The 23,655-nt window shown below is 63.1% G+C and carries 20 protein-coding genes and 1 pseudogene; 10 read left to right on the top strand and 11 right to left on the bottom strand.

The window, feature by feature from the left end:
* Nucleotides 1-110 precede the first annotated feature (110 nt).
* Complete coding sequence (locus C1T17_RS06615) at nt 111-1,124, bottom strand: IS110 family transposase (protein ID WP_223262910.1); 1,014 nt, start codon at nt 1,122-1,124, stop codon at nt 111-113.
* A gap of 82 nt (nt 1,125-1,206) precedes the next feature.
* On the opposite strand from C1T17_RS06615, the pseudogene C1T17_RS06610 reads away from it, so the two are divergent.
* A pseudogene (locus C1T17_RS06610) lies at nt 1,207-1,547 on the top strand (transposase); the annotation flags it as partial.
* Between the two features lie 226 nt (nt 1,548-1,773).
* On the opposite strand, the gene C1T17_RS06605 reads toward C1T17_RS06610, so the two are convergent.
* The 10 genes from C1T17_RS06605 to C1T17_RS06560 all read right to left on the bottom strand — a co-directional run bounded on the left by C1T17_RS06605 (nt 1,774) and on the right by C1T17_RS06560 (nt 13,271).
* Nucleotides 1,774-2,541, bottom strand: coding sequence for a nuclear transport factor 2 family protein (locus C1T17_RS06605; RefSeq protein WP_223262837.1), 768 nt, complete (start codon nt 2,539-2,541; stop codon nt 1,774-1,776).
* Nucleotides 2,542-2,653: 112 nt separating this feature from the next.
* Complete coding sequence (locus C1T17_RS06600; protein WP_104955045.1) at nt 2,654-3,766, bottom strand: Gfo/Idh/MocA family protein; 1,113 nt, start codon at nt 3,764-3,766, stop codon at nt 2,654-2,656.
* Nucleotides 3,767-4,070: 304 nt separating this feature from the next.
* Nucleotides 4,071-5,111, bottom strand: coding sequence for an MDR family NADP-dependent oxidoreductase (locus C1T17_RS06595; protein ID WP_189338528.1), 1,041 nt, complete (start codon nt 5,109-5,111; stop codon nt 4,071-4,073).
* Nucleotides 5,112-5,258: 147 nt separating this feature from the next.
* Nucleotides 5,259-6,020, bottom strand: coding sequence for an SDR family NAD(P)-dependent oxidoreductase (locus C1T17_RS06590; protein WP_104952765.1), 762 nt, complete (start codon nt 6,018-6,020; stop codon nt 5,259-5,261).
* 10 nt (nt 6,021-6,030) lie between these two features.
* Complete coding sequence (locus C1T17_RS06585; protein WP_104952764.1) at nt 6,031-7,215, bottom strand: acetyl-CoA C-acyltransferase; 1,185 nt, start codon at nt 7,213-7,215, stop codon at nt 6,031-6,033.
* Between the two features lie 14 nt (nt 7,216-7,229).
* Nucleotides 7,230-7,739: a flavin reductase family protein gene (locus tag C1T17_RS06580; RefSeq protein WP_104955044.1), complete on the bottom strand. Its 510-nt coding sequence runs from the start codon at nt 7,737-7,739 to the stop codon at nt 7,230-7,232.
* Between the two features lie 206 nt (nt 7,740-7,945).
* A complete protein-coding gene (locus C1T17_RS06575; RefSeq protein WP_104952763.1) occupies nt 7,946-9,235 on the bottom strand; it encodes a pyruvate dehydrogenase complex dihydrolipoamide acetyltransferase in 1,290 nt (429 codons plus the stop codon).
* A gap of 1 nt (nt 9,236) precedes the next feature.
* On the bottom strand, nt 9,237-11,579 hold the full coding sequence (locus C1T17_RS06570) for a transketolase (protein WP_104952762.1): 2,343 nt from the start codon (nt 11,577-11,579) through the stop codon (nt 9,237-9,239).
* 77 nt (nt 11,580-11,656) lie between these two features.
* The gene (locus C1T17_RS06565; protein ID WP_223262836.1) at nt 11,657-12,583 is read right to left on the bottom strand and encodes a 3-keto-5-aminohexanoate cleavage protein; all 927 of its coding nucleotides are present in this window, start codon (nt 12,581-12,583) and stop codon (nt 11,657-11,659) included.
* Between the two features lie 109 nt (nt 12,584-12,692).
* On the bottom strand, nt 12,693-13,271 hold the full coding sequence (locus C1T17_RS06560) for an NADPH-dependent FMN reductase (RefSeq protein ID WP_104955043.1): 579 nt from the start codon (nt 13,269-13,271) through the stop codon (nt 12,693-12,695).
* Nucleotides 13,272-13,417: 146 nt separating this feature from the next.
* Here C1T17_RS06560 and C1T17_RS06555 point away from each other — a divergent pair, with 146 nt between their 5' ends.
* The 9 genes from C1T17_RS06555 (at nt 13,418) to C1T17_RS06520 (ending at nt 23,618) form a co-directional block, all read left to right on the top strand.
* A complete protein-coding gene (locus tag C1T17_RS06555) occupies nt 13,418-14,014 on the top strand; it encodes a TetR/AcrR family transcriptional regulator (RefSeq protein WP_189338527.1) in 597 nt (198 codons plus the stop codon).
* A 56-nt stretch (nt 14,015-14,070) separates the two neighbouring features.
* Complete coding sequence (locus C1T17_RS06550; RefSeq protein WP_104952759.1) at nt 14,071-15,216, top strand: acyl-CoA dehydrogenase family protein; 1,146 nt, start codon at nt 14,071-14,073, stop codon at nt 15,214-15,216.
* 69 nt (nt 15,217-15,285) lie between these two features.
* Nucleotides 15,286-15,879: a VOC family protein gene (locus C1T17_RS06545; RefSeq protein ID WP_104952758.1), complete on the top strand. Its 594-nt coding sequence runs from the start codon at nt 15,286-15,288 to the stop codon at nt 15,877-15,879.
* A gap of 27 nt (nt 15,880-15,906) precedes the next feature.
* Nucleotides 15,907-16,572: a nuclear transport factor 2 family protein gene (locus C1T17_RS06540; RefSeq protein WP_104952757.1), complete on the top strand. Its 666-nt coding sequence runs from the start codon at nt 15,907-15,909 to the stop codon at nt 16,570-16,572.
* Nucleotides 16,573-16,589: 17 nt separating this feature from the next.
* Nucleotides 16,590-17,459: a phytanoyl-CoA dioxygenase family protein gene (locus C1T17_RS06535; RefSeq protein WP_189338526.1), complete on the top strand. Its 870-nt coding sequence runs from the start codon at nt 16,590-16,592 to the stop codon at nt 17,457-17,459.
* A 369-nt stretch (nt 17,460-17,828) separates the two neighbouring features.
* Entirely contained in the window at nt 17,829-18,503 is a 675-nt protein-coding gene (locus C1T17_RS21215; protein ID WP_189338525.1) for a hypothetical protein, read from the top strand.
* A gap of 214 nt (nt 18,504-18,717) precedes the next feature.
* Nucleotides 18,718-21,018: a TonB-dependent receptor gene (locus C1T17_RS06530; RefSeq protein WP_189338524.1), complete on the top strand. Its 2,301-nt coding sequence runs from the start codon at nt 18,718-18,720 to the stop codon at nt 21,016-21,018.
* A gap of 58 nt (nt 21,019-21,076) precedes the next feature.
* On the top strand, nt 21,077-22,819 hold the full coding sequence (locus C1T17_RS06525; protein WP_189338523.1) for an FAD-dependent monooxygenase: 1,743 nt from the start codon (nt 21,077-21,079) through the stop codon (nt 22,817-22,819).
* A gap of 208 nt (nt 22,820-23,027) precedes the next feature.
* Nucleotides 23,028-23,618, top strand: coding sequence for a TetR/AcrR family transcriptional regulator (locus C1T17_RS06520; RefSeq protein ID WP_189338522.1), 591 nt, complete (start codon nt 23,028-23,030; stop codon nt 23,616-23,618).
* Nucleotides 23,619-23,655: the final 37 nt, after the last annotated feature.

Here is a 23,655-nt window from a genome sequence, read left to right as displayed (position 1 = left end):
ACATTTTTGCCCAGGCTGTCGCGACGCGGGGTCAACCGTTACGCCATCTGTCCTTCACCTCCACAGACATCGTGAGCGGCGTCGGCGCTGAGCAGAGCCGCTATTCCTGGTCAGGCTGCCACGGGCGTCTGACGATCAAAGCTGCGTCCATGACGGAGCACGGCCCATGCGGTCCGTGCCAGCTTCGCGGCGAGCGCCACCACCACGACGTTGGGGTGAGCACGTGCGACCAGCCGGCGCACCCACTCGCCCGTCGGCGTGGCCTGCCTGACGAAGTGCGCCATGGCCGCACGCGCGCCGTGAATCAGCTGCACGCGAATGTACTTGTTCCCTCGCTTGCTGACGCCAAGCAGCCTGGTTTTGCCGCCGGTGGAGTGCTGGCGTGGCGTCAGGCCAAGCCACGCTGCCAGATCTCTTCCCCTCGCAAAGGCCGAGCCGTCGTCGACAGCGGCGAGCAGCGCGGTAGCGTTGATGACGCCGATACCCGGGATGGTGGCGAGCGCGCGAGCTTGAGCGTCGTCACGGGTAAGTGCCGCAAGCTCGTCGTCATAGCTCTTGATCCGCCGGTCCAGACTCGCCCACTCGTCCCGTAGGTCGCCGAGCAGCCGGACCGCTCGGACGCTGATCGGGAGCTCACCGTTCATCAGTTCGTCCAGCCGCTGAACAAGGGATGCCCGACGCTTGGGCAGAATGATGCCGCGTTCGAGCAGAACCGCACGGAGCTGATTGGTCAGGCGGGTCCGCGAGGTCACCAGCCGTTGCCGAGCCCGGTGCAGCACCTGCAAGTCGAGCTGCGCCTCGGTCTTCAGTGTCACCAGCCGCATGGTCGGCCGAGTCGTCGCCTCGGCGATCGCTTCCGCGTCACGATCGTCGGTCTTCTGAGCCTTAACGTAAGGCTGGACATACTCGGGCGACATCAGCCGCACCTCGTGTCCTTGCGCCTGAAACGTCCGTCCAAGGAAATGCGCCCCGCAACAGGCTTCCATAGCCACGACGCAGGCCGGCAGCTTGGCCACAAACACGATCACGCCTTCCCGCGTCATCCGCCGTCGCAGCGCTACGGCGCCGCTGGCATCCAGACCGGCCAGGCTGCAACTGTTCTTGCCGAGGTCAATTCCCAGCACGGCGACGGGCGTCTTGATAATGGTCAGCTTCTCCTCTGTACGACGCCAGCCTGCGCCGGTGGTGAGGGGTGGGCCATCCATAAAGACTGGCCATACGATCGAGCAGGACCGCCCCGACGTCCTGAGCCAGCGGCATGACTGGTTCGATGGCCAACCGACCTCGCCCCCGAACGGCTCGTGTTCATCGACGAAACCTGGACCGCGACCAACATGACCCGCAGCCATGGCCGCTGTGCCAGGGGCGAGCGCCTGCGGATGGGCTTCCCGCACGGCCACCGCAAGACCACCACGCTGGTCGCGGGTCTGCGCATGACCGGCATGATCGCGCCGATGGTGCTGGACGGGCCGATCAACGGCGATTGGTTCGAAGCCTATGTCACCCAGGTGCTCGTGCCCGAACTGCGGCCCGGCGACGTTGTCGTGCGGCTATGATCCACACTGATCGAAAAGCGCTCTAGCCTCCACGATCCAGGGCGCGGCCGCGGTCGTTCGACGCGCGCCATCGAGGTGAGGTCGCGGAACCGAGATCGGGCCGGAAACTGTTCAGGCAGGCGGGGTCAGCTACAGACACCCGGCCCGCCGCACGGCCCCGGCGACAAAAGCCAGGACCGGCCTGGCCCGACGCCATCAAGCTCCCGCCCCGCGGACGTCAGCCCTGTGCCAGCCACTCGCGTTCCGAGACGCGCAGCGCCGTCACGGCTTCAGGGCGGTCAACGCCGGGAAGGTCGTCGCGCAGCGGTATGCCCGCAAGCGAGAGGACGTAGCTGAGATGACGATAGGACGGCCGGTATTGCTTCAGCTTTTCCGTGTCGATCTCGGGGACTTCCTTCGGGTTCATCGGCTCGAGAACATCCCGGATATAGACGGCGTGCTTGGCGGCGATGAGCCATTCGCCGTCGATCCGCTGCAGACGCGACATTATCCGGGTAAAGCTCGTCATATGCGCCTCGATTCCTTGGATCGGCAGAACCTGGTGCACGGCGGTCGAGCCCTCGGCGATCGCGCGATCACCATTTACCCAGATCACGACAGGACTAAGAGAATCGAAGCTGATGAGTCTGCTGGAACCCCGGGCGTTGGCGACCTGCTTGCGCCCTTGATCGACGAAGTCCTTTGCACTGCCCTTGAACCAGGATGCCTCGATGAACGCATCGGGCGTGAAGCATGCTTGCTCGGTGTCGAAGTCGTGGGTTTCGCGGCCGAAGCGCTCGCGCAACAGGACCTGCTCGATCGCAACCCTATCGAGCATGCCGGCGGCATCCTTGAGATGGCCTCCACCGCCGGGCGGTGGCGGGGTCTTGCCAGTGCCCGCCTTGGCTCTGGGGGCTGCGGTCGCCGATCTGGCGGCGAGCGGGGCCAGCGCGGCCACGAGGCCACCGAGAAGAAGGTTTCGCCGGCGATAGGATTTGTCGGTCACTCTGATTCCCTCCTGAAATATTCTGTAGTTCGTGCCTAATGTCAGTGTGTAAGCGGCGCAGGGCAGAAGCAGCGCCGTGGCGGCAGGGCTACGACGGCCGGTTGCACCGATGTCAGCTTTCCACGCGCGTTCCAGGCCGCCTGGCGGCGTCCTCGATCGCATCAATCACACGATGGAGCGCGACGGCGTCATCGAACGTCGGGGCGGATCGCGTGCTGTGTTCGATATCGTCGGCCATGCGCTCATAGAGCCGCGCGACATTGCCGGTCACCGGATCGGCCGGCAGGTCTCCCACCATTTCCTGTGGTATATCGATAGGGCTGAAGAGCTTATCGTCGCCTCGGGCGACCTCGAGCAACAGCGGGACCATCTGGACATGGCCGAGCGGCGCTCGGATACGAATATCGCCTTTCGTTCCGTTGATTTCCCATAGAAAGCCTTGCCCATCGCGTGGCGCGCCGCCGCGATAATGGAGCGATAACGGCGCGCCGTCGATCAAGGTCGCACTGACGAGGACCTGGTCAGGCGCCGTGACCGGGAGGCTCTCTTCGGTTCCAGCGACGATCGTTACGGGTCGTCGGGTGGCGAGCACGGACGCCACCGCACCGATCTCGCCTAGAACCTCGCGCACGGCGGCAAGCGTGTGGCCAACGGGAATTGTCAGCATGGTCGCACCATTCGCGGCGTCTAGCTGGTAGGCCTGGACCTTCTTGTCCTGGATCGGGCCACCCCAAGCGCCACCGCGGCCGACAAGCGTGGAGGACAGGATATCCCCGACATAGCCATCGGAGAGCAGCTGTTTCAGATGGAGTATTGTCGGCGAGACGCGGGCCTGCGTCCCGACAACACCGAGCACATTGGCCGATCGTGCGAGCGCTGCCATGTCCTCGGCTTCGACCAGCCCGTTGCCAAGCGGCCATTCACAATAGACGTGCTTTCCCGCCTCAAGCGCAATGGTTACCAACTCGCGGTGAAAAGGCACGCGGACGGTGACGGTGACGATATCGACTTCCGGCGCCGTCACCAGCGCCCGAGCGTCGGCAAACCCCTTCGAGATGCCCGACGCCGCGGCGGCCTCGCTGGCGCTCTCAGGGCTGCTATTCGCGACACCGATGATGTCGAACCGATCGGCCAGCGCACGCAGGGCCGGGATATGAGCGCGAGAGGCCCAGCTGCGTCCGGGCTGAAGGCCAATGATTCCGACTCCCAAGCGCTTATTTTTCATCGGACATCCTTCCTGCCAGAACTTCTGGCTGATCCAATATGGACCATCGTGCCGAGCGCGCGGCGGGCGCCTGATCTGAGAAGCCGAGGCTATCCCGCGCCTCGCCCCTGAGTCAAGATGGACCTGTTCGTCCATCTTGATATCAACTTGTTTCGTCGCATCTTCCGGGCCTTGCCTTCGTAACTGTGGCGGCTTGGCCGGCGTTGTGGCCTGGCACGCCACCGCGAAATTGCACGCCAGCACTGGAGAAAGCTCCCATCTGCTTTGCGCGGTTCTATTGCGGCTGCCGCCCTGCCCAAGCTGGTCATCCGGTTCGGTCCTCCCCAATGAAAGCCAGTATCTTGCCCCTGTTGCGACCGGTCATCATACCTTCGAACGCTGTGGCGATCTGGTCCATTCCCGACACTATCTCCTCATCATGAGTCAGCTGGCCCGCCAACACCATGGCGGTCAGCGCCTCCAGCGCCCCGGGGAAGCGCGCGCGATGGTCAAAAATAATGAAGCCTGTCCAGCTGAGCGCGCGCATAAGTATCTCGCGCTCGTTTCGCGGTCCCGTTGGTATCGGCTTCCACGCCGGAGTTGCAGCGGTGCCGCACTGAATTATTCGCCCGTGCCGGCGCATCGTGCGGAGGGCGATGTCAGCAATGGTGCCGCCAGCATTGTCAAAGAAGATTGTGAACCCTTCGGGCGCAACATTTTCCAGATCTTGGGCCAGATTTCCGGTCCGATAGTTCAGCGCCTGATGATAGCCGTAGCGCGCCACGCAGCGCGCCGCCTTCTCATCGCTTCCCGTGAGACCAACCACCCGTGCCCCGCTCATCCGGGCGAGCTGTCCGACGACGCTCCCGACAGCGCCTGCGGCCGTGGTGACCAGAAGTAGATCGTCCGCACAAGGCGAAGCAAGCTGTCGCAGCGCCAGCCACGCCGTTATCCCCGGCATGCCGAGCACGCCTGCATAGAGGGAGATGGGGGTCTGCGGATCACGGATTTGGGAGAACAGGTCGTCATGCCCGGCGACGGCATAATCCTGCCAGCCGAAACGCCCATAGACGATGTCGCCCGGCACCACCGTCTCGTCGCGACTATCCACGACAATCCCGACGGCCAGGGCCCGCATTGGCGCTCCGAACGGGGTGAGAGCGGTATCTGCCGCCCAGCCGCGCTGCGCAGGATCCGCCGACAGATAGAGGTTGCGGACGAGAAATCCGCCCTCACCGCAAGTGGGGACGGCCCCCCGCAAGCATTCGAAATCTGATGCGCGAGGGGTTCCGGCCGGACGCTGCACGAGTGCCATCTGGCGATTGACCGTCGGCAGCGTATGTGGCGGAATGAAAGCGTCCCTCATAGCGACCATTCGGCTAGAGATAACCTCCGGTGCGCCGAGAAGCGGTGTTTCAGTCTTTCCTGGAACGGGCGCCTCCCCGCCATGCCTGCCGGCACACGCGCGGCGGGCGTGCCGGCCGGGGCCACAAGGACGAACGGAGTCATGCGATCATCTCGGCGCCATTCTGATCGCGCCGTCCAGCCGGATGACCTCGCCGTTGAGCATCGGATTGGCGACGATGCTTTCAACGAGTTGAGCATATTCCTCCGGCTTGCCGAGGCGGCTCGGAAACGGGACCTGCTTGCCGAGCGAATCCTGGGCATCCTGCGGTAGCCCTGCCAGCAACGGCGTCCAGAAGATGCCAGGTGCGATCGCCATGACGCGGATCCCATAGCGCGCGAACTCGCGCGCAACAGGGAGCGTGATCGCGACGATGCCGCCCTTCGACGCCGCATAGCCGGCCTGGCCAATCTGGCCGTCATAAGCGGCGACCGAGGCGGTGTTGACGATGACGCCGCGCTCTTCCCCGAGGGTCTCAGCATCGTGCAGGCGTTCGGCGAAGGCGGCGAGAACGTTGAGGGTTCCAACCAGATTGATCGTAACGATCCTCGAGAAATCGGCCAGAGCACTTGCCTTGCCGTCACGACCGATGACCTTGCCCGGGGTGGCGACGCCGGCACAATTGACGAGGACCCGGGCGACGCCATGCGCGGCCTCGGCCTGAGCCACCGCGGTCTTAACCGCCGCCTCGTCCGCGACATCGACCAAGGCGAAACGTGCGCCGATCTCCTTGGCCTTTGCGTCCCCCAAGTCGGCATTCATATCGAAAATGGTGACGTTCGCGCCGCCATGGGCAAGTCGATCGGCCGTGGCCGCGCCTAGTCCGGACGCGCCACCTGTCACGATCGCTGCAACCTGGCTTAATTCCATCTGGTCCTCCTCAGAGCAGTTCAAACGCCATCGCAGTGGCTTCGCCTCCGCCGATGCAAAGGCTCGCCACCCCGCGGCGACCGCCCACTTTGCGCAAAGCCGCAAGCAGCGTGGCGATGATCCTCGCGCCCGAGGCGCCGATCGGATGGCCAAGTGCTGTCGCGCCGCCATGGATGTTGAGGCGGTCGTCCGGGAGGTCCAGATCCCGTGCCGCGATCATGGCGACGGCCGCGAATGCTTCGTTGACCTCGAAGAGATCGACGTCCGCTACGGACCATCCGGCTTTTCCGAGTACCGCGCGAATGGCGTGAACTGGGGCCGTGGCGAACTGATCCGGGGCATGAGCAAATGCCGCTGTTCCCGCGACGCGTGCCAGCATGGGCATGCCATGGCTTCGCGCCACGCTTTCGCGCGTCAGCACCAACGCCGCGGCGCCATCGGAGATGGATGCCGAGCTCGCGGCCGTGATCGTGCCGCCGAACGCGAAGGCTGGCTTGAGCAAAGCGATTTTATCGGGACGCGCGTTGCCGGGTTGTTCGTCGGTGTGCACCTGCATCGGTCCGGAACGCGTGGGCACGGTCACCGGAATGATTTCGTCGGCGAAGGCCCCGCTTTCGAGGGCATTGCGCGCCCGGGTCAATGACCGAACGGCATAAGCGTCCATCATTTCGCGGGTGAACTGATAGGCGTCGGCAGTGTCCTGAGCAAAAGCGCCCATGGGCTTGCCTGCCGTGTAGGCATCCTCCAGCCCGTCCATCATCATCGTATCGATGACGCGATCATGGCCGATGCGTGCGCCGCCGCGATGCTTGGGCAAAGCAAAGGGGGCATTGGTCATGCTCTCCATGCCGCCGGCAATAATGATGTCTGCGGCTCGCGCATGCAGCGTTTCAGTTGCCATGATTGCGGCCTGCATCCCTGATCCGCACATCTTATTCACCGTGGTCGCCTGAACGCTCGATGGAAGGCCGGCGCCGAGCGCGGCTTGGCGGGCCGGCGCCTGGCCAAGCCCGGCAGGCAGGACGCAGCCCATGTAGATCCGCTCGATCGCGGCGATCGGAGCGGCGGCGCGATCGACGGCGGCGCGTACGGCTGCGGCGCCCAGTTGCGTCGCCGTGAGTTGGGATAGCGCGCCTTGGAAGCCACCCATCGGAGTCCGGGCGTAACTGGCGATCACAACGGGTTCAGTTTTCATTGGAATACTCGCAATCAGACAATGGGATCCGGCCATCTTGGCAGCGACATGAACTGGCCGTAGTTGCCCCTGAAGAAGATCAGCGGTCGGCGATCGTCGGCGAGTGCCAGCGTCTCCACCGCGCCGAGAACGAAATAGTGATCGCCCGCATCCTGGATGGCGTGACGCGTACACTCTATCCAGCCCACGGCCCGGTCGATCATCGGCAATCCGGAAGCGGACATATGATGGGCTACGCCGGCAAATTTATCTTCGGTCTTCGATGCGAAACGCTGGCAAAGATCGACTTGGTTGTCGGCCAATATATTCACGCAGAAGCGGGGCGATTTCTCGATTTTCGTCCAGCTTGCCGAAGTCTTGGCGGGGAGGAAGCCGACGAGTGGTGGATCGAGCGACACCGACAGAAAGGATCCGACCGCCATGCCGGCTGGTGCGCCATCCTCAAGCACGGTCGTAATGATGCAGACGCCCGTTGGGTGATGGCCAAGGACGTGGCGGAACTGCTGCGGGTCCACTACGCTCATGGCTTTGGCCGGGTAGTTGGCGACACCGTTTGGGCGCCGCACGCGCCTCGCGCCATGAAAGAGATGTTCGTCGCCATCATCGAAGGTCTCCCCCGGCGAGGCTGTCGGTGGTCGCAAGCTGTTCAGCAAGGGACCGGCCAGTTAGCCTGGCGCACTGCGCCGCGACCGCGCGCCGTCCTTGATTGCCCGTCACCACGACCTGCCCCTCAACTGCAGAGCAACAGCGGGTCGGCGATATGCTCGCGCAACGACTGCATGAAGTGCGCGGCAACGGCCCCATCGATCGCGCGGTGATCGAAACTAGCCGTCAATGCGACGACGGTGGCGAGGGCAATCTCGCTTCCCACTTTCCAGGGCTGTTCGATCCCCGCGCCAACGCCAAGGATGAGCGCCTGCGGCGGATTGATGACGGGGACCATCTCATCGATACCGAACATCCCGAGATTTGAGATCGAGACGGTGCCGCCTTGATAGTCCTCAGGCAGCAGCTTGCCGTCTCGCGCCTTGGTGGCGAGCGTCTTGCTCGCCTGCGCGATGCTCGACAGTGAGAGCGTGTCCACGCCGCGGATCACCGGCGTGATGAGTCCTCCGTCGATAGCGACCGCCATCGCGATATCGACTCGCCCGAAGCGGTGAAGGTCGTCGCCTCCGAATTGGACATTGGCATCGGGAACGGCGATCAGCGATTGGGCCATCGCCTTCATCACCATATCGTTGACGCTGAGCTTGATGCCCCGCTGCACCAGCGCGGCGTTGAGTTCGCCACGAAGCGCGAGCAAGGGATCGAGATTGCAGCGTATGGTTAGATAGAAATGAGGAACCGTCTGCTTGCTCTCGGTCAGCCGACGCGCGATCGTCCTGCGCATGCCGCTAAGCTTCGCCGTCGTTACCGGTACGCCCTCTGGCGGCAGCGATACGAGGGCGGCAACGAGGGGCGCTGCGGGTGGGGTCGCCGAGGCGACCAGCGCCTCGCTTGGTAACGAAACGCCCAAATCCGCGCGAACAATCCGCCCTCCCGGGCCTGTGCCGCGGATATCCGACAGGTCGATGCCCTTCGCATGTGCAATGCGCGAAGCGAGCGGGCTGACCCTGATCCGATCGGCCGGTCTCTGACGGGGCGGGCGCTCGGCTTCAGTTGAAACTGCTGCCGGAGTCGTCTCGCGGGGTGCTGTTTCGACCGGCGGCGAGACAGCGGCGGGTGCCTCCGCGCCAGCTGAGGGCGGCGATTTTACAGACACCGCCTCCGCTGACTCCTCAGCGCCGGTGATGAGGGCGATCACCGCTCCGACCTGCACGTCGCTGGTACCCTCGGCCACCACGAGCTTTGTCAATCGCCCGGCGTCGCTGGCTTCGACCTCCATTGTGGCCTTGTCGGTCTCGACCTCTGCGATCAGATCGCCGGTTTTGATCAGGTCGCCTTCGGCAACCAGCCATTTCGCTAGCGTTCCCTTTTCCATCGTCGGCGACAAGGCCGGCATCTTGAGTTGCACCGTCATGTCACTTGCCCAGAAAGAGTTCAGCCGCGGCATCGACGATCGCTTCGCTGTCGAGCCGGTAGATTCGGTAGAGATCGGGAAGGTTGCCGGTTTGTCCGAAGCGGTCCGTCCCGAGCGGGCTGACACGCATGCCGGTTACGCCTCCGAGCCACGATAGCGCACCCGGTGCGCCATCGAGGACGGTGACCAGGCCGGCGTGCGGCGCCAGCGCGCCAAGCAGTGTCTCGGCATGGCAGGGTTCGACGCCTCCGCCGGTCCAACGCGCCGCGCGACGGGCAGACCAGCCGCGGTGCAACAGGTCGGGCGAGGTCACATTGAGCAGACCGATGCCGGGGATGTCGTCGGCCAGCTCTTCCCAGGCTTCTAGGGCTTCTGGTGCCACGACACCGGTGAACACGATGGCCGCCTGCGCGTCGGGCCCGGGCCCACGCAACCAATAGCCGCCCTTCAAAGCGTCTGCTTCCCAACTAAGCCCGTCGCGAGTGGCCTGCGGTATCGCGCGTGTCGTGAGTCGGAGGTACACCGAGCTCCCGTCGGGTTGCTGCATGTGATCGAACGCCCAGCGCATCATGACGGTCAGCTCGTCGGCGAACGCCGGCTCGAAATAGGTTAGGTTTGGTTGCCCCATGCCGATCAGCGGCGTGTTGAGCGACTGGTGCGCGCCGCCTTCGGCCGCGAGCGTGATGCCGGACGGCGTTCCTACCAGAAGGAAGCGCGCATCCTGATAACAGCCGTAATTGAGGGCATCGAGGCCGCGCGAGATGAAGGGGTCATAAACGGTGCCGACAGGGATAAGACGCGTGCCGAAGTGGGGGGCGGCCAGCCCGAGCGAGGCCAGCAGCAGGAAGAAGTTATTCTCGGCGATGCCGAGTTCGATGTGCTGCCCGGCGGCATGTTGGGACCATTTCTGTGCGGATGGTATCTTCGCCTTGTGGAAGACGTCAGCGAGCTCCTGGCGACGAAAAAGTCCGCGCTGGTTCACGAAGGCGCCAAGGTTCGTTGTCTGAGTCACATCAGGCGCGGTCGTTACGATGCGGTCCGCAAGTTCGTCGCTCGATTTCGCGAGCTCGAGCAGAATGCGCCCGAACGCCGCCTGGGTCGACTGTTCGGCGCCGTCAGGCACATGCAGACGCGCGGGAACCGGTACCGGGAGCGCCTCCGGCTCGGCGCGCGCGCGCGCAATGGGACTGGCCGCGACGACTGCTTCAAGCTCAGAGGCGATGTTATCGCCGAGGCCACTCCAAAAGTCCCACTCCTTGCCTGACTCAACGCCGAGGCTCGCCCGGAATTGCTCCATCTGGGCAGGATTCATCATGCCCGAGTGGTTGTCCTTGTGCCCGGCTAGCGGGAGACCGTGCCCCTTCACCGTATAGGCGATGAAAAGCGTTGGCTTTTCGTCGCGGGCACCATCGAAGGCGTCGATCAGCGTCTCGTGGCAATGGCCGCCAAGATTGGTCATGAGCCGGGCGAGTCCGTCGTCGTCGTAACTGGCGAGCAGCTTGCCGACGTGCGGCTTCAACCCAATATCGGCGACAAGCCTTGCGCGCCAGGCGGCGCCGCCCTGATAGGTCAGAGCCGCGAAGTCGGCGTTCGGGCACGCATCGATCCATTGTTCGAGTGTCTTGCCTCCTGGCCGTTTGAACGCCAGTTGCTGGAGCTTGCCATATTTAAGGGTAACCACACGCCAGCCGCAGGTTTCGAAGATGTCGTCAAAGCGGCGGAACATGCGATCCGCAGTGGTGGCGTCGAGCGACTGGCGGTTATAGTCTACGATCCACCAGCAATTGCGCAGATCATGCTTGTAGCCTTCGATTAGGCATTCATAGATATTACCTTCGTCGAGTTCGGCGTCGCCCATCAGCGCGATCATGCGACCTGCCTGCTCCTCGCGGAGCTGACCATGGGCGATGAGATAGTCTTGGACGAGGCTGCTGAATGCCGTCACTGCAACACCAAGCCCGACCGAGCCAGTCGAGAAATCGACCGGAATGATGTCCTTGGTCCGGCTCGGATAGCTCTGCACGCCGCCCAGTCCCCGAAATCGTTGCATGTGGTCGAGCGTCTGATTGCCGAGCAGATAATGGATGGCGTGCAGGACCGGACCGGCATGCGGCTTGACGGCGACCTTGTCGTTGGGACCGAGCGCGTGGAAGTAGAGGGCCGCCATGATCGCGGTGATCGACGCGCAGCTCGCCTGATGCCCGCCAACCTTCAGTCCATCTGGCTTCGGCCGGATGTGATTGGCATTGTGGATCATCCACGAAGACAGCCAGAGCAGCCGGGTATCGAGATGCTCCAGCGCCGTTACCAGGTCGCGCCTCGATTGATCTATCACCATGTTCATGCGGCGTCTCTCAAGCTTGTCGGCAAAGGGGGTTCAGGCGCGTCGGCGAAGCACCTGCCGCCAATGCGCTACGATCATCAGATCAGGGTACGGTCGCCGCCCTTCAGGCCAAGCATCTCGCGCGCTTCGGTCGGGGTGGCAGGCTCATGGCCCAGTTCGGCGAGAATGCGCCGGATTTTCTCGACCTGCTGGGCGTTCGACGTGGCGAGCTTTCCGCGCTCGATATACAGACTATCCTCGAGGCCCACCCGCACATGTCCGCCGAGCAGTGCTGCCTGTGTCGCGAACTGCATTTGATGGCGACCGGCGGCTAGGACCGACCATTGGAAATTCTCCTTGCCGAACAGACGATCGGCGGTCTGCTTCATAAAGGCCAGATTCTCGGGATCTGCGCCGACGCCGCCAAGCAGCCCGAAGACCATCTGGATAAAAAAGGGTGGCTCGATGAGACCGCGATCGACAAAATGCGCTAGGTTGTAGAGATGGGAAAGGTCGTAGCATTCGTGCTCGAATTTGGTGCCCATGCCACCCAGCGTCTCGAACATGTAGGCGATGTCACGGAAGCTGTTGCGGAAGACATAGTCGTCGGAGTTGACGACATAATCTTTCTCCCAGGGATATTTCCATTCGGTGATGCGTCCGGCGACGGGGAAGATGGCAAAGTTCATGCTGCCCATGTTGAGCGAGCAGACCTCCGGTTGAAACCGCACCGCCGCCGCCAGGCGCTCTTGCACGGGCATCGTGAGGCTCCCGCCAGTCGTGAGATTGAGCACGGCGTCGGTGCGTTGCTTGATGACAGGCAGAAAGCGCGCGAACACTTCCGGATCGCCGGTCGGTCTGCCGTCTTCGGGAACGCGCGCGTGCAAGTGGATAATGGCGGCACCGGCCTCGGCTGCCGCGATCGACTCTTCGGCGATCTGCTCGGGCGTCTGGGGAAGCGCATCCGACATGGTCGGCGTGTGAATACCGCCCGTGATAGCGCAGGAAATAATGATCTTAGCCACGGCAATCTCTCCAGTTTGATGATTTTTTGAGGCGCTGGAACCATGCGCCGGACAGGTGGGCGTCGCACCGCGTGTCGGCCTTGGTCGCCCCCCCCGGCGATACGGCGTGCTACGCGAGCGCAGCCTCGGGTTCGGCTTCGGCGAGGAGCGCGATCTCAGCAAGCAGCGCATCAAGCGCGGCGGTCGTAAATGCGAGTGCCGTCTCATCGACCAGCGCGCCCTCGACGACTTTCTGATAGACCTCGGTGATGACGACCTCGGGGTGCGCGATGACCCGCGACAACGTCGCCGCAAATGTCTGTCGGGCCTGGGCCTGCGCACGCACGCCGCCCGTGAGACCTGGCGATGACGAGATGATAAGGACCGGCTTGCCTTTCAGTACCGATGCATAGGCCGGACGCGATGCCCAATCGATCGCATTCTTGAGTACGCCGGAGATACCATAATTATATTCTGGCGAGGCCACCACGACGCCCTCGGCGTCGGCGATCGCAGCTTTGAGTGCGGCGACCGACTCGGGCGCATGCTCGCCATCCTCGTCGCCGTTGTAGAGCGGGAGATCGCCCAGCGGATGAATCCTTAGCTCGGCTCTGTCGCTCACTGCACTCGCTAGTGATTTCAAGATCGCGGTACTCACGGAGCCGCGGCGTAAACTGCCGGACAATCCCAACAACAAGCGACGACTCATGCCTGTGAACCCTTCTATGCTGGAGCGGCTCGGAGCAGGGTGCTGACCGGAGCTGACACCATGCTCATTACGCATAACTTGCCGAATGCGCAAGTTTCAGTTAGGAGATTTCCATGCAAACGGTCTCATCCCGCAAAAAGCCCTCAATGCGCGAGCTCAATCAGCTGTCGACTCGCCGGGCGATTGCCGACGCCGCGATCCAGTTGGGCATGCACAATGGAGGGCTCGAATCGATCCGGACGACCGACATCGCCGAGGCGGCGGGCGTGTCGCCACGGACATTCAACAATTACTTCGCCAACAAATATGAGGCGGTGACCTACCGCTATGTCGAACGCATGCAATTCGCCGCCGATGTGCTGCGCGATCGCCCCCGTGACGAGCCTTTGTGGGATGCGATCCGCGCCGCCGTCAGAGAACCTTGGCTGCGCTCGGCCGAGAACGCCGACGGCCCGTCACCCGCAACGATGGCCGAACTGCGCCTGCTCTTTGGCCATGGCGCGATCCAGAGCCAGATCATGCGCGAGGCGCTTGCCGAGAATTCCGAATTCGCGCGCGCAGTCGCCGAGCGTACGGGGATGGAGGCGGGCGCGCTCTACGCGCGTTCCGTGGCCGCGGCCGTTGCTGCGGTTACCGAAACAGCGATCGCGATCTTTCTGAGGTCCGAGGCGCCCGGTCCTTTTCTGCCGCTGATTACCGAGGCGCTCGACCTGCTCGCGAGCGGCTTTGCGACACCAAGCTAAGATTTTCGGATCGCAGCGGAGGGTCACTCCGAGCGACATGATGGAGAGGAACAAGAATGCAGCCGACTTCGACAGTCCTGATCAATCGCGCGCGCAAGCTTGCCGACGAGGTCAGGGCGCGCGCGCGCGAGATCGACAGTGACAGCAAACTGCCCGATGATCTCGCGCGGCGGTTCGTCGAGGAAGGGCTGGTTTCGACGCTCGTTCCGCACCGTTTCGGGGGGGTTGAGGCAGGTCTCGTCACGGCTTCAAAGATCATTCAGATCGTCGCGGCGTCCGATCTCGCCACGGCCTGGGTGCTTTCCTTCTATATCGGACATAATTTCCTTCACTGTCAGTTCCCCGAGCAGGGACAGGCGGAGATTTTCGCGGACAACCCCTCGCCCTGCTCCGCCGGGGTGCTTGCGCCCAAGCTACGGCTGACGCCGGTCGACGGCGGATTTCGCGTGAGCGGCCGCAATGGCTGGAACTCGGGCGCACCCCACGCCGACTGGATCCTTGGAGCCGGGATGGTGTTTGAGGGCGGCACGCCCAAGGGCCCGCCGATCAGCCTCATCGTGCCGATTAAGGACGTCACCCTGGAGGACAGCTGGGACGTGGCGGGTATGCGCGCGACGGGTAGCTGGGACGTCCTGTTCGACGAAGTGTTCGTGCCGGATTACCGCACGGTTCCTGCGCCAGCGCTGATGAAGGGTGCGACGCCGGGAGCGGCGCTGCACGAGAACAGCTTTTACACCCGGCCCATGATGCTCGTGACCTTCGCCTATGTCCTTTCGGCGTTCGTCGGCGCGCTGCGCGGCGTGGCTACAGAGGCGCTCGATATTTCGACGGGTCGCGTCGGCACGAACGACGGTGCCAAGGCCAAGGAAAAGCAGAGCGTTCAAGACATGATCGGAACGGGCCTGACCAATGCTTGGGTCGCCGAGTCGTTGCTCGACACGATGCTCGCCTTGGTCGAGTCGCCAGAAGGCGCCAACATGGATGCCGCCGGACTTGCTGCATTCAAGGCTCAGGCGACGTTCCTGACCCGTTTCTGCAGGGATGCAGTCAACGATCTCGTGTTGGGATGCGGCGCGAACGCGTTCCGCGGGGATTCGCGCCTTCAGCTGGCGTTCCGCAACATCAACATGATCAGCACGCACGCGTTCTTTGAGGGATCGATGGTCGGTTACGGCCGCTCGCTTCTCGAAGTCGCAGCGTAGGGACGGCGTTCGCGTTCGACAACCGCCCCAGCCCGCTCCGATTTTTCGCCGACATCAAGGAGAGCTCCGATGGCCAGCCTGATTAACCCATCATCCGATATTGCAGCCCAGATCGTACCCCCGATCAAGCTCGCGCATTTTGTCCTGCGTACCTCACGCTTCGAAGAACTGGTAAATTGGTACAAGCTCGTGATGCACGCGACCGCGTCATACGAGAATCCCGGCCTCGCTTTTCTGACATATGACGGCGAACATCATCGGATTGCAGTGGTCAGCATCCCGGCTCTGGGCGAACAATCATCCGCTTCGGCGGGCCTTCACCATGTCGCCTTCACCTACGGGTCGCTAGCCGACCTGCTCGAGAACCATGCCCGCCTCAAGGCGCTTGGCATTGAGCCGGCCTGGGCGATTAATCACGGGCCGACGACATCGCTTTATTACAAGGATCCGGACGGAAATCACCTTGAGTTCCAGGTAGAGAATTTCGACACGGTCGAAGAGGCTACACAGTTCTTCTTCACGGATGCCTTCAATATCAATCCGATCGGCGTCGAGTTCGATCCGGACGCGCTGCGCGAGCGCTTGCTCGCTGGCGAGAATGAAGAGGAACTCAAGCGGCGTCCGCCGAGCGGACCGGTCGGTGTCGAAGGCGTCAAGATCTGACACCCCGCTTAGAGGAAGACACTGCAGATGCCCGACCGCGACGGTAGCCATACCTATCTCGATTGCTACGCCATCGACGCGCTCATCCAACGAGAGCGAGCGGCGCGCGATGGCGAACGCTGGGATGAGATGGCAGCCTGTTACCATCCCGATGCCGTTGTGGAGATATCCTGGTTTCGCGGGTCCGGCGCTGGTTTCGTAGCCGCCTCCCGGCAAATCGCGAGCGCGATCCTGGGCATTCATCAAATGAGCCCCGCGGTCGTTACGGTTCGTGGGGAACGCGCGATCGCGGACTGCGGTTGCACGATGAGGGGGCTGACCGAAATGGACGGCACGCAGATTCAGTTGACCAGCCAGACGCGACTTTTGTGGCGTGCCGTCAGAACCGACGGCGACTGGCTCGTCGCAGGGCTCCGGGCCTACTATCTGTTTGACGCCATTGCCCCCGTACGTCCGGATCAGGCGATCGCCATCGACGACGCACTCTTGGCGTCGCTGCGCATGCCGTATCGGTGGATCGCCTATAGCAGCGCGCGCGCCGGGCGAGCGGTTTCGAGCAGCTTGCCCGGCATTGATCGGCCCGAAGAGATCACCGCGCTTCGGCGCGCTGAACAAGATTGGCTCGGGCAAGACAGGACCGAGCCAGAACACCCCGGAAAAACAGAGCAGTCGAGCCTTTCGACATGCCAATGATCAAGGAGAATATCGTCATGTCCGCACTCCGTTCCATAACCGACCAGGAGATCGCCGATTTCGAGCGCGACGGCTTCGTGAAGCTGCCCCAGATACTCCCGAGCGAGTGGGTGGACCGGCTGCGCGAGGTCATCCAGACGCTGTACGTCGACGGCGTCGTCCGCTCGACCGAAGCCGAGACTCTGGAGAAGTTGGCCAATGCCGCAGGCGATGATCTGTTGTCGGACGGAGGCTCTGCGTTGACTGGGCGTTTCTGCTTCAGCACTAATGTGTGGAAGGATCATCCCTCGCTGAAGGCGCTTTGCCTGGGCGCGCCTTTGCCCGAGCTTGCGGCGCAGCTTTACCGGTCGCCTAAGGTCAACTTCCTCATCGACCAGATTTTCCTGAAAGAGCCGGGCGCGGCGCGGCGGACGGCTTTCCATCAGGACGAGAGCTATTTCAACTGCACCGGCGAGCAGTGCGCTACCTTCTGGATACCGGTCGATATCGTCGACAAGGCGAATGGCGCGATGGGCTATGTGCCGGGCTCACATCTGTGGGGCCGCCAGTTCGCAGCCAATATGTTCGTAAGTCAAACCACCCTGCCCGGCTCCGCGGGTGAGCGTATTCCCGATATCGAGGGGAACGAGGAGAAATATGGCGTTCGCTATGTCGAGACCGTGCCTGGCGACATCATCGTTCACCACTATCGGACGCTGCACGGGTCGACCGGGAACACGGATCCCAGCCGGATCCGGCGTGCCGCCGCGCTGCGCTATGGGGGCGCTGATCTGCGTTATCATCTGCGGACCCAGGCCGATATGACCAGCCCCTCGCTACGCGAAGGCGACGTCATGGATTCGCCGGAATTTCCGATCGTGTGGGAAGATCGGACGCCGGTGGCCTGAAGCAGGTTCCAAAATTGGTGGCGACGGGACGGACGGCCCTAGGGCTGCCATCCTGGCGTCCGTCGTGCCAACATATAAGATGGCGAGACTCATAATTGACTAATATGTCCATCTTGTATAACCCGAAGGGACGTTGCCGGCGGAGTCGGGAGGGCGCGCGAGGCCAGGCTTCGCGAGACCCTTTCGGGTTGTCGGAGACCTTCCGTGGATGGCTGCCCGACGGGGCAGGCTGACCTGGCCGGTGCAACGAGGCAGCGAATGCGACCCCAGATCGCAAGCGGCCGATCGACGAGACGTTGAATGCGTGTGGCGCCGACTGAGCCACTTCCAGTTCGGATCGGTCGGTTAGATAATAAGGAGAGTGACGCGATGTCCGCACTGCGCTCGATTACCGGCCAGGAAGCCGCAGATTATGCGCGCGATGGCTTCGTGAAGCTGCCAGCAGTCGTCGCGAGGGACTGGATCGATCGGCTCAGGACAGTCGTCGCCGCGCACCGCCCGCCTCAGGTCGCAGCCTTGGTCGCCGAACTCCGGCTATTGTGCCGTGGCTCTCCACTTGTCGAACTGGCGGCGCAACTCGATCAAGGCGCAGCTCGGGGTGACCTGGCCGACGTCCTCGATGCGCCGTCAGGGAAGGATACTGACCTGGGAGCCGCCTTCTGGATCGCGACCGACGACATGTTGGTGCCGGAGCGGCCGAGCGAAGGGGCGAGCGAAGGGGCCTCGAGCCTGTTCGTCAGCCGATCAAGAGGCGCGGATCTCGGCCGGACGCTTTGCTCGATGCCGCCTTCCGGAGATGCCGGATTCGGATTGAGCAGTGTTGAGACGGTGCCCGGAGCCATCATCATCCATCATCATCCTGGGCTCGAGGCAGCGCGCAGCGCGGAAGACCGCGTCGACAGGGCTCGCGATGCGGGCAGCGCGCCTGGGCGAAACACCGCCGTCGCGATACGAACGATCGGCGGTATCGACTGGGAGCCTGATCACACGCACGCGAGAGGTTTTGCGTCGGGTTGGGGCAAAGGGGGCGCCAGCGCCGCGTAAAGGTCCCGCTCTCCGCGGCCGCAATCGCGGAGAGCGGGATCTAAACTATTCTAAATGGGCAGCGGACTTGGTTCGGACAGGAGACTGTCAGGCAGGGCGGCTGCAGCCCTTCCGAGAAGGCGAGAGAACGCGTGGGACGTGTTCGGTCACCGGTCATAGCCGGGATCGCAGAGCGGACACACCTGCCGTCCGAAGAGAAAACCGGGAGAGGGATATGAGACGGAAATTCTGTAATGCGTGTGCCGTAGCGGCGCTCGTTGCTGTACTGCTCTTGCCGGACGCGGCCATAGCCCAGACGGCTGGTGGCGCCTCCCCCGGGGCGCAGGGTAATGGCGGGGTGCAGGACAATAGCGGCGTCACGGACATCGTCGTGACCGCCGAGCGCCTGACAACCACGACGCAGCGCGCGCCGATCACCATCCAGGTGTTGAGCGGCGAGGAGATCGACAAGGGCGGCGTTACGGATCTTTCCGGCATGCAGCGGGTCACGGCAGGCGTTCAGATCGGCCAGAGCGGCGGGAACACGCAGGTCTTCATCCGGGGCGTCGGCAGCGCCGCTGCCAACCCCATGTCGGTGCCGGGGGTCGCCTTCAACGTCGACGGGATCTATGTTGGCCGGCCGGAAGGCACGAGCGGCAATTTCTACGATCTGGCCCGCGTCGAGGTGGTCAAGGGCCCCCAAGGTACGCTCTACGGTCGCAACGCAACAGGCGGCGCTATCAATCTGATCACGAATGAGCCGCGCCTCGGCACCCGTTCGCTCGATCTTAGCAGCGAGGCCGGCAATTATGATCTTTGGCGGCTGACCGCTGCGATCAATCTTTCCATCGGCGAGACCGCCGCGATCCGGGCTGCGGGCAACATCGTGCACCGTGACGGGTATCTATCGGACGGGACGAATGACGATATTCAGCAATCGGCGCGCGTCCGCTTGAAATGGGAGGCGACCCCCGACGTCTCGCTGTTGCTGAACGCCGATTACAGCCATTTGGGTGGGAAGGGCTACGATCGGGTCTACCTGCCCCGTCGCCCTGGTTCCGATCCGTATGAAGCGCAATCGAGCGCAGCGGCAAACGCCTATCAGAATGCGCTCCCAGGCGGATTGCTCGCCGAAGATGTGCAGCCCGACAGCTTTCAGAACACAAAGCTCTATAATCTGAGCGCCCAGCTCGACTGGTCCCTGCCCTTCGCGACGCTAACGCTCATCCCTGCATATCGGCATGTCGACACCAATTACGCCGCGCACTTCGGCGCACGTGTCGAGAACCATAATGTGTTCGCCCAGCAGTCCATGGAAGTGCGTCTCTCCCATAGCAGCGCGGCGCTGAACTGGGTCATTGGCGGGTACTATTTCGACGAAGACACGAAACGGGGCGAGTCATTCGCCAAGGCGGCAGCCTTCCTCAGTCAGTACATCATCTCGAAACCCAAGACGCGATCCTATGCCGGTTTTGGCCAGGCGACAGTAACGATTGCCGACGGCGCGCGCCTGATCGGCGGCCTGCGTTACACAAGCGAACGGAAGCGCTTTACCGGGTCGAACACCAGCCTGATCACCAACAGCACCAAATTCTATACCGGCGACGCGACCTTCAACAAGGTTTCGTACAAGGTCGGCGCCGAATATGACGTGTCGTCGCGCAACCTCCTTTACGCGACCTACAGCACCGGCGATAAGTCGGGCGGCTTCTCGTCGTCGGCGTCTCCCAACGAATATGCGCCCGAGCGGCTCGAGGCGCTCGAGATCGGCACGAAGAACCGGTTCCTGAACAATAAGTTGCAGATCAACCTGTCGGGGTTCCGCTGGAAATATAAGGCGGTTCAGGACACCCGTCCCGCGATCGACGCGACGGGGACTCTCGGCGTCGCGACATTCAATTCAGGCGACGCCACGCTTTATGGCGGCACGCTGGAACTGACCGCGCGTCCGACACGCGCGGACAGTTTCTCGCTGTCCGTCGAATATACTCATTCGCGCTACGACAGCTTCTCCTTCCTGGCGCCCAGCCTCCCGCCCCCTGCCCCCGGCTTCAACCCTGCGAGCACTGGGTGTGCGGTGACCGGTCCCTATGCACCGGGGGCAGCCCTTCCCGTGCCGGCATATGGATCGTCGACCAATACCGGGCCGTCGCCTGCCTTCCTGGGCGATTGCCGCGGCTTTCAGGTCGCCCGCGTTCCCAAATGGTCGGGCCTGGCCAGCTACCGTCATGAGTTCAGCCTCGCCAACGGGGGCTCGATCAGCTTCGACGGCAATCTGACCTTCGCCAGTGCGCGATGGCTGACGATCGATTTCGTTCCGGCCGAGCGAGACAATGCCTATGCGCTTTTCGACGCGAGTCTCACCTATAATTCGCCCGATCAGCGCTATGCCGTCAGTGTCTTTGGGCGCAACTTGACAGGGTCCGTTTATTATTCAGGGGGCATCCAAAATGCTCTCATTCCCGGCCTCATCGCCGCGAATATCGGGGCGCCCCGAACCTATGGCGTGCGCGCCATGGTTCGTCTGGGTCACTGATCGGTCAAGGCTGGGCGGCCGATCAGACGGCCGTACATCTTCAGGGGGGGGCAACAGCGTGCAGTGTTCGACACCGCCGGCAAGAGATAATATCCTGATCGTCGGAGCCGGCCCGACCGGCCTCTCAGGTGCCATCCTGCTGAGGCTGCGAGGGTATCGTCCGACCGTGATCGATCGACGGCCCCGGCTCGAGAGCCTGCCGGCGGCGCATGTCATCAACACGCGGTCGATGGAGATCCTCGCCGAGATGGGGCTGGCCGAAACGATGGCCGAGCAGGGCGATCCGACGGCGATCAGTAGCGCAAGCGGCATGGTCGTCTGGGTCGAGAGCCTGGCCGCGCGTCAATATGGCGTGCTGCGGATCGCAGGCGCGGCCGAGGATGATCGCGGACCGCTCAGCGCCTTTTCCTCGGTCAATATCGCGCAAAATCTCATTGAAATGATCCTGTATCAGCGTTTGCTTGCGCTTGGCGGCGCGGTGCGCTTCGGGGATGAGGCGGTCGATGTGACGGCGGATGATGGCAGCGCCCGCGTCTCCATACGATCGATCGCGTCGAACGAGACCGCCAGCGAGGTCTATGACTGGCTTCTCGGCTGCGACGGCGCGGGCAGTACCGTACGACGCTCGGTCGGCATTGAGATGCATGGGCCGCGGACACTCGCGCGGTTTCTCACCATCTACTTTCATGCCGACCTCGAGCGATTTCGTGTGAACCGGCGGGGGCTACTCTACTGGATCGGCGGCAAGGACGCGCGGGGGGTGTTCATCTCCTTCGACAAGGAGGGACAGGTCTGGGCAATGCTCGTGCCGATCGGGGATCTGCCCGCGGATAGTTTCGACACTGCCGACGCGCGCGCGCTCGTCAACAAAGCGATCGGCACCGACGCCGTCGACGTCCGCATTATCGGGCTCAACCATTGGAACATGAGCGCCCAGGTCGCCGGCACCTATCGTAGTGGCCCCATCTTTCTGGCGGGAGACGCAGCCCATCGGTTTCCACCCATGGGAGGTCTCGGCATGAATACCGGGATCCACGATGCGCATAATCTTGTCTGGAAGCTTGCTGCGGTGATCGAGGGACGTGCGCGAGAGACGCTGCTTGACAGCTACGAGAGCGAGCGCCGGCCCGTGGCGCAGCGCAACACTGATCAAAGCGTGCAAAATCTCATGAAGATGAGCTTGATCGACGAAGCCTTGGGTGTTGCAACACTTGCGCCGATCGCCGCAGACGCTGCGAAGGGCCCTGTTTCGGCTTATGCGCCGGGCACGCTGCGGATCGACGGCGATAGCGCGCAGGCCGAGGCGCATCGCGCGGCCGTTCAGATAGCGATCGATGCGCAGGCCGAGCATTTTGCGCAGGGCGCGGGCACTGATCTCGGCTTTTCCTATATCGCGGGCGCCTTCGTTCCGGATGGATCGCCGCCGCCGTCCGCCGGGCCTTGCCACTACCGGCCGGACGCGCACCCGGGTGCGCGTTTGCCCTTTGCCTCGGCGAGCGGATGTTTCGCCGCCTCTACGCTCGGCCAGGTCCAGCCGGAAGGCGTCACGCTGTTCTATGCAGAACCGCGGTGGCGGGAAGTATCGAAGAATGTTTCGGCAACGGCCGGCATCGCGGTGCAGTGCTATCATGTAGACGCACAGTCCTTTGGGAACGCCGCGCGCGATCTGTTGGGGATCGGCGATCATGGCGCTGTTGCAGTCCGTCCCGATGGTCATGTCCTGTGGCGCTCGAAGAGCGGTCCTGAGGGTGCGGCGGGCGCCTTGGAGCAAGCGATCCGGATCAGTCATGGGCGGATGTGATGGATGCCGGCGGCGGGGACGGACGGGGCGCTTTTCATGAGGGACGTTGTTGCCTACGAACAGGCGCCGTTGCGGAAGCCTGTCCGCGGCAGGTTGAACTCGGGACAGAAGTGCGATTGTGACAATGACGGGGTCTGATGCTGGCAATTTTCGCGCGCGCGCGGCGCAGACCAAGCGGGTTCGGACGCGCGCGCAGATCCTTGACGCCGTGCTTGTGGCCTATCCAGGCAGCGACCCCAGCGGAGCGGTCGTTGATGACGTCGTGCGAGAAGCGAAGATCTCGCGAGCGACCTTTTATAAGCATTTCACTTCGCTCGAGGAGGCGGTGCAGGAGCTCACTGCACAGCTGTCGCAAGAGTTCGCGCTGATGAGGGCGTCCATTTACTCGGATTTGACCGATCCGAAATTTCGCGCTGCAACGGGCTTTCAGCTCTTTCTGTCGCGGGCGGTGATCGATCCTGATTGGGCAACCTTCATCACGCATGGCCATCGTCTGAGCCGAAGCAATGCGCTGACGTCGGACATGCGCAAGGATCTCGAGGCGGGTTTCGTCTCTGGTGATTTCTCGATTCCCGATCTCGATATCGCGGTCGACCTCATTATCGGCACGAAGGTCGAAGCCATGCATCAGTTGCGCCGCGTGACTGCTCCGCGAGCCTATATTGAGACCATGACCAGCATGTTCCTCCGGAGCCTCAGTATTCCTCCTGCGGACGCGGACGCGACCGCAACGATGGTGGCCGAGAGATTGAAGAAGGAAGGCCCCGAGCTCCTGTCCTGGTGGCGGCCGTTCGACTAGAGCCGTGTCTGCCAGACTGATCGCACCGCTCGCAAAA

Source organism: Sphingobium sp. SCG-1, assembly GCF_002953135.1.
Taxonomy (GTDB): domain Bacteria; phylum Pseudomonadota; class Alphaproteobacteria; order Sphingomonadales; family Sphingomonadaceae; genus Sphingobium.
The sequence above is the reverse complement of the archived record's forward strand: the minus strand, read 5'-3'. Positions and strand labels throughout refer to the sequence as shown.

What these genes read in the sequence shown, in the direction of transcription:
- C1T17_RS06600 (WP_104955045.1), bottom strand. Translation starts at nt 3,766, where the DNA reads ATGAAAAATAAGCGCTTGGGAGTCGGAATCATTGGCCTTCAGCCCGGA.
- C1T17_RS06595 (WP_189338528.1), bottom strand. Translation starts at nt 5,111, where the DNA reads ATGAGGGACGCTTTCATTCCGCCACATACGCTGCCGACGGTCAATCGC.
- C1T17_RS06590 (WP_104952765.1), bottom strand. Translation starts at nt 6,020, where the DNA reads ATGGAATTAAGCCAGGTTGCAGCGATCGTGACAGGTGGCGCGTCCGGA.
- C1T17_RS06585 (WP_104952764.1), bottom strand. Translation starts at nt 7,215, where the DNA reads ATGAAAACTGAACCCGTTGTGATCGCCAGTTACGCCCGGACTCCGATG.
- C1T17_RS06580 (WP_104955044.1), bottom strand. Translation starts at nt 7,739, where the DNA reads ATGAGCGTAGTGGACCCGCAGCAGTTCCGCCACGTCCTTGGCCATCAC.
- C1T17_RS06575 (WP_104952763.1), bottom strand. Translation starts at nt 9,235, where the DNA reads ATGACGGTGCAACTCAAGATGCCGGCCTTGTCGCCGACGATGGAAAAG.
- C1T17_RS06570 (WP_104952762.1), bottom strand. Translation starts at nt 11,579, where the DNA reads ATGAACATGGTGATAGATCAATCGAGGCGCGACCTGGTAACGGCGCTG.
- C1T17_RS06560 (WP_104955043.1), bottom strand. Translation starts at nt 13,271, where the DNA reads ATGAGTCGTCGCTTGTTGTTGGGATTGTCCGGCAGTTTACGCCGCGGC.
- C1T17_RS06555 (WP_189338527.1), top strand. Translation starts at nt 13,418, where the DNA reads ATGCGCGAGCTCAATCAGCTGTCGACTCGCCGGGCGATTGCCGACGCC.
- C1T17_RS06550 (WP_104952759.1), top strand. Translation starts at nt 14,071, where the DNA reads ATGCAGCCGACTTCGACAGTCCTGATCAATCGCGCGCGCAAGCTTGCC.
- C1T17_RS06545 (WP_104952758.1), top strand. Translation starts at nt 15,286, where the DNA reads ATGGCCAGCCTGATTAACCCATCATCCGATATTGCAGCCCAGATCGTA.
- C1T17_RS06540 (WP_104952757.1), top strand. Translation starts at nt 15,907, where the DNA reads ATGCCCGACCGCGACGGTAGCCATACCTATCTCGATTGCTACGCCATC.
- C1T17_RS06535 (WP_189338526.1), top strand. Translation starts at nt 16,590, where the DNA reads ATGTCCGCACTCCGTTCCATAACCGACCAGGAGATCGCCGATTTCGAG.
- C1T17_RS21215 (WP_189338525.1), top strand. Translation starts at nt 17,829, where the DNA reads ATGTCCGCACTGCGCTCGATTACCGGCCAGGAAGCCGCAGATTATGCG.
- C1T17_RS06530 (WP_189338524.1), top strand. Translation starts at nt 18,718, where the DNA reads ATGAGACGGAAATTCTGTAATGCGTGTGCCGTAGCGGCGCTCGTTGCT.